The sequence below is a fragment of the Nostoc sp. DSM 114167 genome, assembly GCF_052692655.1.
Map to the genome: position 1 here is coordinate 3,273,898 of NZ_CP195116.1, position 15,309 is coordinate 3,289,206.

10 protein-coding genes and 1 pseudogene are annotated in these 15,309 nt (G+C 39.4%); 3 read left to right on the forward strand and 8 right to left on the reverse strand.

Annotated features, from left to right (window positions below; translation table 11 throughout):
• The first annotated feature begins 68 nt into the window (after positions 1-68).
• Entirely contained in the window at positions 69-2,939 is a 2,871-nt protein-coding gene (locus NSTC731_RS13915; protein WP_445631320.1) for a hypothetical protein, read from the forward strand.
• Positions 2,940-3,100: 161 nt separating this feature from the next.
• Positions 3,101-4,090, forward strand: coding sequence for a DUF1350 family protein (locus NSTC731_RS13920; RefSeq protein WP_445631321.1), 990 nt, complete (start codon positions 3,101-3,103; stop codon positions 4,088-4,090).
• Positions 4,091-4,224: 134 nt separating this feature from the next.
• Here the strand turns inward: NSTC731_RS13920 and argC are convergent, their stop codons facing one another.
• From argC to glpK, 3 genes and pseudogenes are all read right to left on the reverse strand, one after another.
• Positions 4,225-5,199: an N-acetyl-gamma-glutamyl-phosphate reductase gene (gene argC, locus NSTC731_RS13925; protein ID WP_445631322.1), complete on the reverse strand. Its 975-nt coding sequence runs from the start codon at positions 5,197-5,199 to the stop codon at positions 4,225-4,227.
• Positions 5,200-5,270: 71 nt separating this feature from the next.
• Positions 5,271-5,896, reverse strand: a pseudogene (locus tag NSTC731_RS13930) (hypothetical protein).
• A 233-nt stretch (positions 5,897-6,129) separates the two neighbouring features.
• Entirely contained in the window at positions 6,130-7,644 is a 1,515-nt protein-coding gene (gene glpK / locus NSTC731_RS13935; protein ID WP_445632089.1) for a glycerol kinase GlpK, read from the reverse strand.
• A gap of 985 nt (positions 7,645-8,629) precedes the next feature.
• On the opposite strand from glpK, the gene NSTC731_RS13940 reads away from it, so the two are divergent.
• Positions 8,630-9,319 (forward strand): CPBP family intramembrane glutamic endopeptidase, encoded by a 690-nt coding sequence (locus tag NSTC731_RS13940; RefSeq protein ID WP_445631323.1) that lies wholly within the window; start codon positions 8,630-8,632, stop codon positions 9,317-9,319.
• Between the two features lie 11 nt (positions 9,320-9,330).
• Here the strand turns inward: NSTC731_RS13940 and NSTC731_RS13945 are convergent, their stop codons facing one another.
• From NSTC731_RS13945 to NSTC731_RS13965, 5 genes are all read right to left on the reverse strand, one after another.
• Complete coding sequence (locus tag NSTC731_RS13945) at positions 9,331-10,497, reverse strand: PAS domain S-box protein (RefSeq protein WP_445631324.1); 1,167 nt, start codon at positions 10,495-10,497, stop codon at positions 9,331-9,333.
• A 1,638-nt stretch (positions 10,498-12,135) separates the two neighbouring features.
• Positions 12,136-13,428 carry a hypothetical protein gene (locus tag NSTC731_RS13950; protein ID WP_445631325.1) on the reverse strand — a complete coding sequence of 431 codons (1,293 nt, stop codon included), beginning with the start codon at positions 13,426-13,428 and terminating at the stop codon, positions 12,136-12,138.
• A gap of 313 nt (positions 13,429-13,741) precedes the next feature.
• Positions 13,742-14,077 (reverse strand): XisI protein, encoded by a 336-nt coding sequence (locus tag NSTC731_RS13955; RefSeq protein ID WP_445631326.1) that lies wholly within the window; start codon positions 14,075-14,077, stop codon positions 13,742-13,744.
• Positions 14,065-14,481 carry a XisH family protein gene (locus NSTC731_RS13960; RefSeq protein WP_445631327.1) on the reverse strand — a complete coding sequence of 139 codons (417 nt, stop codon included), beginning with the start codon at positions 14,479-14,481 and terminating at the stop codon, positions 14,065-14,067. The genes NSTC731_RS13955 and NSTC731_RS13960 overlap by 13 nt, the downstream gene beginning before the upstream one ends.
• A gap of 302 nt (positions 14,482-14,783) precedes the next feature.
• A complete protein-coding gene (locus NSTC731_RS13965; RefSeq protein ID WP_445631328.1) occupies positions 14,784-15,221 on the reverse strand; it encodes a hypothetical protein in 438 nt (145 codons plus the stop codon).
• Between the last annotated feature and the right edge of the window lie 88 nt (positions 15,222-15,309).

Here is a 15,309-nt window from a genome sequence, read left to right on the forward strand (position 1 = left end):
TGTTGGTATTTGTATATTTATAAACTCAATATCATTGCTTACATATTATGTATTTTTATTGGAAATAAATGATGAAATATTTACTTAAGAAATTCAGAGCGATCGCCACAGTAAATATCGATAAAAATGATAAATTTTTTCTGACTGTGGACAATCCAGTTCAAAAAAATATGGGAAAGCGATTAACAATTAGCCGTCAAAAACTATGGCTCAGTAGCGTGGGATTTTTTTTATGTATTTTCGGCAATAGTATCCAACCTAGCTTGGCTGAAGGCAGCAAAGAGTTAATTTCTGATGGCGGATACAGACCTTACTTGGAATGGTCAGATTTATTACTGGCAGGTATTGTTCGGAAAACCATACTCAAAGTTTATGTTCAGCAAGGAGAAACAGTTAATCTTGGCTCTAGTGTGAATACTAGTTTCTCAAACCCACAAGATATTGTTTATCGCAGTCCCTTTGGTGGTCAAAATGGCTCTTGTGATGTTTTGAATACTGGTTTTGGTTTTATTGACACCGTAACCAAAGAAACGGCTGGCCCTTTACCTAATGCTGGTGGCTATACTCCTTGTAGTTTCGTCGCTACAGAAACAGGTATTTACGAAGTTGAATTTCATTCTCCGAATACAGCTGGTGCAAGCAATCCGCCGCCAATAGCTGCAACGGCTGCATTTTCTACAGGTAATACTCAATTTTCAGGGGTGGCGGCTTGGGATATCACAGTTCGAGATAGTAACGGTGTTGCCAAAAAAGGGCGAGTATTTACCAACTATATCGCTATGAATATGGGGGCAAATGCCAGTAGTGGTACACCCGTAGCACTCAACTCTAAGCTCTATATTCAAACTAAAGATGGGTATCGTTACGAAACTGACATGAATGGAGTCGATCCTTTTGGCTTCATCTTTTTTGCTAATAACCGGGGATATATTGACACAACAAATAGCAGCACTCTTTACCATTCTGCTGGCGGTGCTAGTAATAATAGTTTGATCTTTCCCGGAAATGTGCAAGTTCAAAATCCAAATGTTTCTGATACGACAACAGACATTACCCACCTAGTTTTCTTCAATCGGCCAGACACCGCAACCCTTAATTCTTTGAGTATTCCTATTGCAGCGACGATTCCCACAGTACCGACTTCGTTCAAATTCACTGGAGGTAATGGAGGTAGTGGGAACCAAACTTCTGTGGGTGTGGGAGGCAATTTTAGTTTCAATGCTGCCTCAACTGGTAGCTATCAAATAATTATTGACACCAATAATGATGGCATTTTTGACCCTAGTAGCGATAGAGTAATACAAAATGTGCTGTCTGTCGGCTCAAATGTGGTGTTTTGGGATGGGAAGAATGCAAGTGGGGTAAATCTCCAACCTCTACCAGGAAATGCAGCATACAATGCCATAATCACAACACGATCGGGTGAATATCACTTTCCCATGTTGGATGCTGAAAATAATCCGCTGGGGTTTAAAATCACAATGGAAAATCCTCCCGCTGCTTTTCCTAACCTTGTAGATCAAAATGGCCAGCAAATTGGATCGACAACCGTTTATTACAACGATAACAACTATACTACCGCTAACGGCACGGCGATTAACTTAAATGGTACGGGAGCTACTAACCCGCGTAATGCTGCTAGAGGGATCAATAGTGTGTCAGGAGAGCATGAATTTAGTAGTAATTATGGTGACTTTAAGGGAATAGATACTTGGACATATTTCCCAAGTCAAGCAATCACTACTCCCTTGGTAATTACTACTAACACTAAAGCAAATGTCATAGGAACCAAATCTGTTCGCTTCCTTGCAGACAATGATAGTAGCGGAACTGTGACAGTAGGCGATCGCATCGAATATACCATTACTTATTCCAACCTAAATCCAGGTAATAGCGATGCAATTAACTTTGTTATTAACGACTTATTACCCTCACAATTAACCTTTGTGAGTGCCGCAATTACTGCTGCAACTTCAGGAAATAATATCACAATTAATCCCAGTTACAACGGTACTAATGTTGTGGCTGTAACAAATTCTGGAACTCTGCGTGTAGGTGATACGATTACCATTAAAATTACTGCCACAATTAATAATGCCAATGGCGGTAATCCAATTAGTAACCAAGCAAATGCTACTTTTAACACACCTGATAATCCTACAGGAACTGTTGGTACAGTCTTTACAGATGCAGACTCTGCTGGCGCTACGAATAATCCACCGACTCTTGGTAATTCGTTCTTACAAATTACTGATAATGGTGTAAATATCGGTAATAATCCTGCCAGTACGGCAGATGATGACCCCACTTTATTTACAGTAGTAAATACTGTTAGTTCTAACCCTAAATTGCTGTTAATTAAACGCATCACCCGTCTCAATAACCAAGATTTAACTGATATTGTGGATGGTCGCAGTGATGTTGCTACTAATGCCAGTAACTATGTACCAGAACCTTATGCTACTGATGATAGCGATCCTAAATGGCCTGTTGGCTACTTGCGAGGATTAATTAATGCTGGTACTGTCAAACCGGGAGATGAATTGGAATACACGATATATTTTCTTTCCAATGGTGTTGGTAATGCAACTAATGTGAAATTCTGTGACTTAGTTCCAACTAATGTTAATTTTCTTCCGACTGCTTTTAATGGTATGACTCCTAGTGATGGTGGCTTACCAGGAGCAGATCGAGGAATTGCCCTAGCTATTGGTTCTACTACACCTACGCTTTATCTTACTAATGTAGGAGATAGCGATCGCGGGCATTTTTATATAGCTAACGAATCAGGCACACCATCATACTGCGGTACTAACACCAATGGAGCAGTAGTGGTCAATATTACAGTCCCCAGTTTTCCTAATTTACCCGCAGCCACCGGATCTGGCACACCAGCTAATTCTTATGGTTTTGTCCGCTTTCGCGCCAAGGTGAAATAGTTTTAACCACGGCTAACTAGTGTAATTAAGGACATTAGGAGAGTTTTGGCTGTACGGTAAGAGGCGATCGCAGTTTTTGAAAAATATCTTTTGAATAATCCGAAAAGCAGTAACTTCAGTTTGGAGATTCAGCATATACCTACAAATAAGTTATAGGAAATATGAATCTAAAACTGAGATTTAAACCAGTTTCTCACAGTTGGGTTGCTTTACATCCAAAGCCTAAAGGGGTAATTCAATTTATTGCTGGGGCTTTCTTTGGTACATTTGCCCCTATGCTTTTTTATCGTTATCTACTGCAATCTCTATTTGAGCAGGGATATACAATTATTCTTTTGCCATTTAATTTTACTTTTAACCATTATCTAGAAGCTGGTTTTCTCATGAGAGAACAGTATGAAATTCTGCCAGAACTTGTGAAAATGGCAAGTGTTGCAGGATATGATTATGAAGCTTATCTAGATGATAAAAACTTTTCTTGGATTGGACATAGCCTTGGCTGTAAATATATCTCGCTGTTAGAAGGATTTACTGCTCTACCTCCAGAGCCTCAAGATAGAGAGCAGTTTATTCGCAACCTGCTATCTAATACTTCCGATGAGTCAGAGATAGAAAGTGTGATTGCAGACATTAATCTTCTCTTTGATGAGCTAACGCGAAAAACAGTTGAAGTTAAAAAATTAATTTACACTTATGTGCATAAAAATATCCAAATTAACAGTGTCTTTATTAAAGGACAGGTTTCTATCCTCTTAGCACCTGCCATTGCTGACACAGGGAGCGCAATTCGTCCTCAATTTTTAGCGGATATCATCGACAATCTTGGTTGGGGTGTGAAACCAACTGTTAAAGAAACTCAGTATTTAATCAAGGATAGTAAGCTATTTAATATCATGGGTTTAGTCTGTTTTAAATCAGACAATATTGCTAAATCAACCTGTGAATGGTTTACTAATATTCTGCAAAAGCCACCGCAAGATTTTCGCAACACTGTAGCAGGTGGACATCTAAGACCTTTAGGTATTCAGCTAGCTAAATATGTCGTTAATCTTTTTGATAAACCGTTAATTGAATCAGTTCCAGAGCGAAACAAAGCATTTGAGCATAATGTAATTCAATTGCTTGAAGAACTGAAAGAAAAATCAAGATAATGGGCATTGGGCATTGGGCATGGAGAAGAGACAAGGTAGACAAGGAAGAGGGGGGAGACGAAGGAGAAACTTGTCCCCCTGCCCCTCTGCTCCCCTGCTCCCTGCTCCCTGCTCCCCTGCTTGCTAACCCTCTTTCATGACAATCCCAACTCTTCTGGAAAACCGAGCATGATGTTTAGGTTTTGGACTGCGGCTCCTGATGCGCCTTTACCCAGATTGTCAAGACGAGCAACTAGCAAGACTTCTTTAGTGGTGTCATTGGCAAATACAAAAACCTGAACAATATTAGTACCGTTCAGTGCAATCGCATCTAGAAATGTTCCGTCTCTGAGCAGTGTAGAATCTTGGAATGGAGCAACTTGCACGAACTTTTCAATTTGGTAGTAGTCAGCGATCGCTTGATGAATAATCTTACCTGATGGTGGATTATCCAAAGTCCCCAGTGGCAAAGGTATCTGTACCAGCATCCCCTGCTCAAAATCGCCCACGGCTGGTACGAACAGTGGCGGCAATGCTAACCCTGAGTAATGTTGCATTTCCTTAACGTGCTTGTGCCCAAACTGCAAACCGTAGATGCCATAGGGGTAGAGTGACTCTGCCCCGGCTTGCTGTTCGTGGAAGCTATGATACTGTTTAATGAGATTCTTTCCGCCACCAGAGTAACCTGACACTGCATTAACGGTGATGGGAAAGTTACTGTTCAGGAGTCCTTTGGCAATCAACGGACGGATACAAGCTAAAAATCCTGTGGGATAACAGCCCGGATTACTGACAAACTGGGCGCTGGCGATTTTCTCTCGCTGTCCTGGATTTAGTTCGGGGAAACCATATACCCAGTCCTTAGCGGTGCGATGGGCAGTGCTAGCATCAAGAATCTTAACTGTATTACTACTGACTAAGCTAACAGCTTCACGGGCTGCATCATCAGGTAGGCAGAGAATGACAACATCAACGGCATTGATTAGTTTGGCTCGCTCAGTTGCATCTTTACGTTTAGATGCCTCAATGCTAACCAACTCGATATCATCGCGTTGGTTGAGGCGTGAGTAAATTTGTAAGCCTGTAGTTCCCGATTCTCCATCAATGAAAATCTTCGGTTTAGTAGTCATGCGCTTTTGATTATATGGGAATGATATTTGATAAAGTAAGAGTTATTTTAACGAGCAATTTTTGCATAAAATTAGCCTGCTTTCACCATCCAGACCAAAAAGATCAGAATTGGTTCGATAGGAGGAAGCGAATAATCCATTAAATCAATTGTGACTGTTTGTCCCTCTAGTTTCAGAAATCGCCATTGGGTTCCACTGCTTACAATACCGTAAACTGCTGTTAAAGGTTGCTCTCTGGCTTGATTGAATCGCTGTGCAGCTACCATTTCTGCAATGCATTGTCCCAATCCAGATTTTAAATCTGATTTTTTTGCTTCAACAATGACAATTGCAGGTGCTTCTACCGTTAATTGTTCAGGCGAACGGCAAAGTAGGAACTCACATACACCGTTAAGTCCAATACTCGGATCGACGTTAAACTCTTCCCCTGAAAATACGCTAATTGTAGAATTAAAGATGCGTCGCACTTCCAGTAATATAGGACTAATTATCGCCTCTGAACGAGCTTTTTCTGTATCTACTGCGTTCGCGCAGCGTCTCTTTAGAGAATCGCCCACGGTAAATCTTCTAAAATACCTTGTAGTCTGAAACTTGGAGTAATGGGTTCAATTGAGTCTGGGAAAAAGCGAACTCCTTCTATAGTATTTAGATGAAAATCTTGTTTTACTCGGTCAATGTTGAATTGACTGTAGGGCATGATAAATCAATACTCCATCCATTTGTTGATTAGACCTCTTGCAAAAGTAACTTTTGCAAGAGGCGGGAAAAGGGGAAAGGTTAAAGGGGAAAGGTTTTTTTATTCCTTTTCCCTTTCCTCCAAACCCAATTCCCTACAAATGCCAAGAAGTCTATTGTAATAGATTGTTATTTTTTCCTTCGCCTTCCCCTTTTCACGATCTGAATTTTCGCTTTAACTCGTTTTTAGTTCGGTTACTCCTCCCAAGCTAGAGTACGTTTCACTGCTTTTTGCCAAGTACCAAATTTGGACAAGGGAAAATCACTCTTCGGCTCAAACACACGCTCAATTTGCCGTTGTTTCACCAGTGTTTCATAGCTCTGCCAAAATTCTACAGCTAAACCTGCCGCAAATGCTGCACCCTGAACGGTGGTATCGCGCATTATTGGGCGTTCAACTGGAATACCCAACACATCAGCTTGAAATTGCATCAAAAAATTATTCTCGCAAGCACCACCATCTACGGTTAATCGCCCAACTGGAGTACTACTAGATGCATTTATCGCTTGCACCACCTCCAGAACTTGATAAGCGATCGCTTCCAGCACGGCGCGAACTAGATGCTCTGGTTGTACACTGGCGGTAATGCCGAAAAAAGCTCCCCTGGCGCTCATATCCCAATAAGGTGCGCCCAGTCCACTAAATGCTGGCACAAAATAGACTCCGCCGTTATCTTTTACCTGATTGGCCATTGCTTCAGTTTCAGCAGCAGTTTTAATCAACTTCAAGCGATCGCGCAACCATTGAATACAAGCACCACTAGTAAACATACTGCCTTCAAGGGCATAGCCGACATCTAAAGTATCCTTGGTATTTGCTTGTGTCCACGCCACTGTCGAAATGAGTTTATGGTGTGAGCGCACAATTCGATCGTCTGTGTGAGCTACTAAAAAGCTACCAGTACCGTAAGTGCATTTTACCAAACCGGGGCGATCGCAGCCATGACCAAATAAAGCCGCTTGCTGATCTCCCAAAATGGCCGCGATCGGAATTTCCGCACCCAACAAAGTTGCATCAGTGACTCCAAATACTCCTAAACTCGGCTGAATCTGGGGCAAAATATGGGCTGGAATTTGCAACAGATCCAATAAAATCTCATCCCACGTACAGGTTTTAAGATTCATCAACATTGTACGGCTGGCGTTGCTGTGGTCAGTAGCATGGACTTTTCCACCTGTGAGATTCCACAACACCCAGCTATCAATAGTACCTGCTAAGACATTGTTCAGGTCAATATCAGTAACATTGTCTAATAGCCATCTGAGCTTGGTAGCAGAAAAGTAGGCATCAATGATTAATCCGGTGCGATCGTAAATTTCATCAGCGTAGCCTTGCTCTTGTAACTGGTGGCAAAGGGGAGCAGTGCGACGATCTTGCCAGACGATCGCTTTATGGAGTGGTTTCCCAGTAGTTTTGTCCCAAATCAAACAGGTTTCGCGCTGTACAGTTAGTCCCAAAGCTGCGATCGCTGATGGTACAATCTGGGCATTTGCAATTGCGGTTTGCATTACCCAACAGGTATCCTGCCAGATTTGTTGAGGGTCATGTTCTAACCATCCTGGCTGAGGATAATACTGAGTTAATTCTTTATATGCCTGTCCAACAATCTTGCCGTCTGCGTTAAATACAAAGGCGCGATTGCCTGTCGTACCTAAATCCAGTGCTAAGATGTAGCCCAATGATAGAGTTTTTTTGCCAAGTGTGTGCATAGCCGCTTTTAATGTTGCGTAGGCGTAGCCCAACCTAGACATCGCGATTTTAGCAATACGCCTTCAATCACATATACATTATTTTGGGTACATTTTGAATTTCCTGTTTGGATAGCGTTACGTCTCTGTAAGTTTAAAAACGCTACAATTTTACGCAAGGGACTTCCAAATAAAAAAATATACAACTTTTCTTGTGGGGTGGACATCTTGTCCGCCCCTGTCAACGGGCGCTCGTGTCGCCCACCCCACAAGAGTGGATAATTTATTTCTTGGAAGTCCCCAAAGTTGTACTTAGCACAATAGGTATTGATGTCCGCCTCAAATCCCAAACCTTGACAACATTGCAAGACGCTGTGTATTGGAATTATGTGTAAGTAAGTATATCGGCACAGGAAATAATTACCAAAATGCTGCGTTCAAAGGAATATTACACACAAATTCATATAAGTTTTAGGATTAAATTTATGTGGCAATATACAAAGTGTCACTTTATTTAAATCTGATGACGATCCTCATGTTTTATAGTTTGCATATAAAAATTAATAGTAACTCAATACAATTCACCAAGATGTGAAAAATCATTATAAAAACACAAATCGCCATTTTCACAAAAGACTAATTCTTGTAGAGACGGCGATTCATCGCGTCTAATTATTGTCGATACGGCGATTTTCGCGTCTAATTCTTGTCGATACGGCGATTCATCGCGTCTAATTATTGTCGATACGGCGATTTTCGCGTCTAATTCTTGTCGATACGGCGATTCATCGCGTCTAATTCTTGTCGATACGGTGATTTATCGCGTCTAATTCTTGTCGATACGGTGATTTATCGCGTCTCTTACCTTAACTAACAGTATTGATAGTAAACCTCGTTAATATAGATTTTATTACAAGTAATCATCTTAATTTAATCTAAAAACTATAATTTTAAAAATAGATGTATTTGAAAATTCAAAACCATCAAAATATAACAAAGTTTCCCGATGTTAAAAGCTAACCAAAATCAAAATGCACTACTAGCTCTGTTGTTACTTGTGCCAGTTCCGAGCATTGGTATTGCAACTCAGCTATATATACTCCCTGGCTTCCAAGGACATTTAGTAGCTTTATTAGCTAAAATCTGGTTATTGCTAGTACCCATTATTTGGTTATTATTTGTCGAGCAAGAAAATTTAAAATTTGAATATCCTAAAAGCCGTGATTTATTAGCTGGTGTCGGATTAGGGCTATTAATGCTAGGCATCATTTTGATTGTTTATTGGCTGCTGGGCGCAAAATGGATAGATGTTGAATATGTTCGCGATCGAGCAACACAAATTGGATTGAACAGTTTTGTAATTTACTTAGTCGGTGCAGTGTATTGGATATTTGTTAACTCTTTACTTGAGGAATTTGTCTGGCGTTGGTTTGTTTATCGTAAATGTGAAATTTTGGTATCAAGTCCTTTAGCTGTAGTACTGTCTGCACTATTTTTTACGATTCATCATGTTGTTGGTTTAGCAGCTTACTTTGATTGGCGTGCGACAACATTATGCTCATTGGGAGTGTTTCTCGCAGGGGCGGTTTGGTCATGGTGCTACTTAAATTATTGCTCGATTTGGCCTGGATACATCAGCCATATTTTTGCAGATATAGCAATTTTCCTAATTAGCTGGCAACTGATCTTTACTTAAGAAAAATGTCATCAATCAACATTTCTCAAGATAATATGTTTTTTGAAGTCGAAACTGATTATACCTTCTTCTTGCAATTTCCCTATCAATCGTGTAATTGTTACTCTAGTGGTACAACAGGCGCTAGCAATATCTTCGTGAGTAAAGCGAATATTTAGGCGAGTTCCCTCTGGTACAGTTTCACCCACTTCTCGTTTCAAAAGTTGTAATAGATGTTGTAAGCGATCTTGTACTCGCCGTCTACCAGAAATTGCTAAAAAAGATTCTGTTTGCTGTAACCGCTGCTTAATTTTTGGTAGAAGCGTATGGCTCAGTGTTGTAGAAGCTGATATTTCTGTTGCATAAATTGACACTAAGCTAACATCAGCAAGCGCTGTTGCTTGGTAAATGTCTAAAGATGTCAAACTAGAACCAAAAACCATTCCTGGTGTTGCCAATCCAATCAGCACTTCTTCACCCGTTTCACAGTAGGTACTGAGTTTCACCAAACCCTGAGAAACATACCAAATTACTAATGGGTTGAGGGGAATAGTTTCTCCTTTATCATATTTATGTAGGGGGCGATTGTTGAAAATGTCACTCTTGTCTTTAATTGCTGATTCTAATTGCTGACGCTGGGTTATATTACGCACCATCCAGCGCAGAGAAATTGCCTTACCCTGCTGATTGCGGACAACTGTCACTGTCAAAGCTGCATAAAATAGCTCGCCATAACGTTGTTGCAAACGTACCAATAACTCTTTAACTTTGTCTGATTGCGATAGCTGTATCAGTTCGTTGCGAATTTGCTGACGTTCTTCTAGAAGGACAAAGTTAATTATTGGTTTGCCCACTAAAAAATGCTTGGAAACATTCAACAACTTAGCTACGGTGAGGTTAGCTTCTTGGATAATTCCTTCTGTATTAGTCACTAAATAGCCGTCTGGCGCTAACTCGAATAAATCTTGGTAGTGATGGCGCTCTGCTTCTAACCAATTCCGTGTTTTTACTAGTTCCTCGTTTTGCTGATAAAGTTCCTCTGCCGCTAACTGTGCTATTTTTGAGGTGTTATGGAGTTCCTTAAAAGCTTCCGGTAACAAATCAGGCGAAATCCAAGGTAATAAACTAGCAGTTTGGTATAAATCTGCTAAACGCTTGTGCAATATTTCTGTACGTTGGACAAATTTTTCTATGTTCACCTTAAATTCCCGCCATTTGCTTGCAGAAGTTAAGTAAAAAAACTACTAAGTAAACCCTTGAAAAAAATTGCAGTATACTTAATTTTATTGAATTATAAATTTAATAGGTTATAAATTGCAATTTTCATGTAATTGAAGTAATAAAGTTAATTTATTTTGGGTTTTTGACAATTTATATCCTATAGTTGCTACAGATGAGCCAGTTTTTAAATGACACATGTAGCATTCAACCTAGATGCTCAAAGTAAATTGAATCTACAAATTGCAAAGCATCCACAGAGATATTTATTTACTAGAAATTTTACGGAGTTCTGCTAAGTATTACTTCTACCCTTGGTGGTAAAATTATGTAAACTCAGCTAAATACGAGTACCAAATCTGCCATCTAAGATTATGCTAATTTTTGACTAAACTGATAAGTAAGTCAAAATAACGATTAGCAAAGAGCAGATACTACACTCGGAAAACTCTACATCTCAACCTTAATTTCTGAATAGTATTGTTGAATCCGCTTTGTCATTCCTCCTAAGAAATAATTTAGTGCTAATAATAATTGTTTCCATCTTTACTAAAAGGATGTTTGGAAAGCTATATTTGTTACCCAAAGTCTCTAATACCCCCCTAACCCCCCCTTGGAAAGGGGAGGAAATAGTCTTTTGAAGCCCTCTTTTATAAGGGGGGTTGGGGGTGTAATGTCACAATTTAATATGCTATACGACACTTTTCAAACACCCTCTAAGAATAACTAATAAGACTTTACCCAACTTCCATCACAAGAATTAAGCAATTACTACCAAAGAGATAGAATCTAAGTTAAGTTTGTTGGTGATTCTGAATACTTTGGCTATTAATAAACTTAATAAACTTTATAAAAAATTCATAACAAGATTCCCAATTTTTTTAAGAAGGTGTTTTAAAAGTTTTATTGCTAACACCAAAAGCTTAGAAATTTCAACCTTACTCCAACCTTACTCCTTTGTAGGGGTTAGATTTCATCTCGACGCTAGGTACTTCTCCTTTAGCGCAGACCTTCCCATTTTCTTTAAGAACTTGGGAATCCAAGCCTTTCCATCTTCAAATTCATTATAAAACTATCTGACACGGGTAAGAGTAAAACTATTAAGAACAAGCAATGGTCTACTATATCTAGAATTGTAAAGATAAATATTAATAAGTTAAAAAAGTTTGTATCGTCAATCACGTATGAACTTAATAATTATCCGTCTCTTTAGTTAGAGGATAAATGAAGTAGTAAGCTGGTGTAATTTAACAATGCGTAACAGCTAATCAACGCGCAAGTTACAAGGAGTGATGAGTGAGGTGTCAATGTAATAAAATCTCATCACTCCTTTTTACTTAACGTGAGTTTGATAAACCTCTTCCTCCCAACCTCCCTCTCCCACGGGGAAAGCAGGGTAATTTCATACAACCAGAGAAAAACTAAAACTGGGTTTCAAAGCCTATCGACCTTTCGGAAAGAGGTTTAGAGAGGGGTAAAAAGCCATGCTACAAAACAAGAAATGAAGGCTTATGTATTTTTCTTTTTTCGTATGAAACCACCCTGCTCTAATGCACTATTTTTTTGCTTGCCACGCCACTACAATTTTTCTTAACTGAACTGTATTGGTTTATGAGCTACTAACGAATACCATCATTATCAATGGCGCTGTAGCTGTCGCTGGGGAAAAGCCCCAACCAAGGGTCAGAACTAGGAGTTAAAAATAGTTGTCCGTATACTTGTTCATTGAGCGCTTCCACACTCCTTGTTTGCTTACCCTGCATAAACCATTGATGAATTTGGCTGTGCAACATATATTCATTTCTGACTGTATCTAAAGCCATTGTGGCTTCAAAATTTTTCACTATTATCGGCAAATTATCTTTTTGAGTGTTGGCAGATTGAGACTTTTTAGCTCTAATTAGAGAGATGCTGTTTCGATCTAGCTTGACATCGGGGGCATAGAGTTGAGCAATTTTGTCCCAAACTTTCTGGTCAGTAATTTCAGCCAAGGCGTTTTGATTTCGTTCAGCATTAGACTGGAGAGCAGTTAACATTGGCGTTTCAACTCTCATTTTAGAAACTGCTAGAGAGCTTGCTATTTCTGCTGTTGGTGGTTGAGTGGGATTGCTGGGAGTTTCTGCCAACTTAGGGGGAGATTGGATACCCAGGCGGGATAAATCTGCAACCCATTGAGCTTGGATAGAATTTAAGCGATCGCTGTGGTATTTTCTTAAATAAGACTCGCGATCGCTTGGTGTAAGTTTACTGTAATTTTTTACTGCTAATTCAGCCTGCTCTAGCTGCTGCAAAAATGCTTTGGGACTATATAACCCTGGAATAGCATCGATTGGCCGACCTGATGCATCTAATACATAATGAATGCTATTGCCTGTAATCGTTCGCTCCAACTTGCGTCCGTCCCCAAAATCAATAGTTACTTTGGGTACAGGGCGCACTGATTGCCAATGCAAAATGAAACGGTCTTGAAGCAGTTTAGAAATTTCCACATTCGGATACAGTGCTACCCTGAAGAATCTACTATTAGCACAACTCAAATCTTGATCCAGCCTACCCAATAACCGCAGAGATAGAATGGGTTTACCACTGGTTCTAGCAGCAGCTTTGGCTTGTTCTATATCAGTATACCAGTACAAACGAGAGGCGTAACAGTCCCGTTGTTGACAAAGTTCGTCTAAAGCTAGCCGAAGTGCAGGAGAAGGTAGAACTGCTCCTGAAGAAGCGGTATTTAATGTATTAGCATGGGATTTAAGAAATACTTGTAACCCTTTTGGGCCCTGTTTCCGAAGTACAGAAACTTCTTGAGATAAGTTGGAGATTTCAGCTACAGGAGTTTGAGCATCAGCTATCTGCACAAAACCGAAGCTGACTAGGATGAGTGCGAAAGGATATTTGCAGGTTCTAAATTTCATATATTTTCAGATATTTTCAAGGAAAATAGAGGGTGTGAGTGGGGAGCATCCGGTTTTGGCAATAACGAACAGAAAGAATTTGGTTGATACTCTCAACATTCCACTGTCAGCCAGAAATTTTAATCCTAGCTTATCGCCTTTCTTATGGCTGATATAAAAGTATGTTTTTATACAACATAACTAATAATACAAAAATATTTACAACAAATCAACCCGTCTAATTTATATTTTTGGACTGGTTAAAACTAAATATATAAACTAATTATGGAAGTGATTGTGGGATGTTTTTATCTAATTAGTTGATTGTTGATATTTAACCTACAGCATAATCTGTAAATTGGCGCTTAAATGGCGAATGAAAGCCGATAACAATATCCTGCTTGGGGATACCTAGATTTGCTAAATCTTCTCCTACTTCATTTTCTGTCCCATTGTGTTGCAGCCAAACTTTACCATCTTTGATGTCTAAATGGATAAAACAACCATAGACACGACGTTGGTTTTTCCAGCCGACATTTACAAGTTGATAGTGGTGGCGTTCTGTGTCAAAAATTAATTGAGTTTCAACTTCTGAGTCTTGGCTAGAAATTGCAGCATATTCTTTGAGAAGTTGCTGAATTATTTCTTGATATTTTTTTAGTTTATCCATTCGACAATAACCTCGGTTACAGGCTGATAATTAATTAATTTAAGCTGATATGTTTTGATAATGTTTTGTACAAGTCTGATAGTAAAGAAAGAAGTATATGTATCGATGGGAACTGCTAAATAAAGAGTACGGTCTGGATCTTGTTCGGATAATGCTAGTCTATAGTTAATAAATTGTCCTAAAGCTGTGTGAAATTCAGAAATCGCAGATGTTTTAAAAAAGCTTTTAATTTCAACAGCGATTTTTGCACCCTCTCTTTCTGCTGCTAAAATTCTTTCTGCACCTAAGTCTATATACATATCTCCTAACTCGAAACTTACGGGTAAGGGATCGTGGGTAATTTTCCACCCTTCTTTTTCTAGTCCTTTTTTGACTGCGTTGTGAAAGATATCTCTTGCTGGCATAATATTGCATTATAGTTGAGTTGACATTAATGATATTGGACTCTTCCACAAGGGCGTAGGCGTAGCCCGCACAACTCTTGGAGACGCTTTGCGTAGCTTGCTTAAGAGGAGGGGTACGACTTGGCTCAGTGACCATCGTAGACATCGCCACTATAAAATTCAGATCGATTAAAAGTAGGTTGGGTTGAGGCTTTGCAAAACCCAACAACACGATTCATGTTGGGTTTCCTTATGTCAACCCAACTTACATTTAATACACAATTTTATGCTTGACAACGCACTAGATTTATGCAAAAAGTGGATTATTGCAGTAAAGGAGTTGTGTTTTTACCGTTAGTTGACGCATCCGCAATTGCAGCTTGAGCCGGTTCTGTGGAAAGAAGCGCTACAACTGGAGCAACTTTTGAAATAGATTTTTTATTTCTTTTTCCATTAGAGCCGCCAGCTTTGGAATACTGTATACTGTTTCTGCCGTAGATAGTTGCAACTCCACTTAGCATTCGTTCAGACATTTCGGAGAGGGCTTTATCCATCTGGATTATTGTTTTACGCGATTCTTCAAGATTGGATACAAGCGTGTTATGAGCTTCTAACGTCGCACGGGTAGTATTGATGAGGTGGTTGTAGGATTCAATGTTTAATCCATATCCTAAATCCAGATTTTCATCAACGGATTTAAGCAAGGCAAGACGAAGTTGGGCTTTGTCAACAGCAGCAGAACTACGAGTTCTTAAAGACATGAGATATCCTTTTTTTTAAGATTTCCTTTTTCAACATAGTGGAGTATCCTTTTGCCTGAAATGGGTAGTTTTGTGGATTTATTTCATT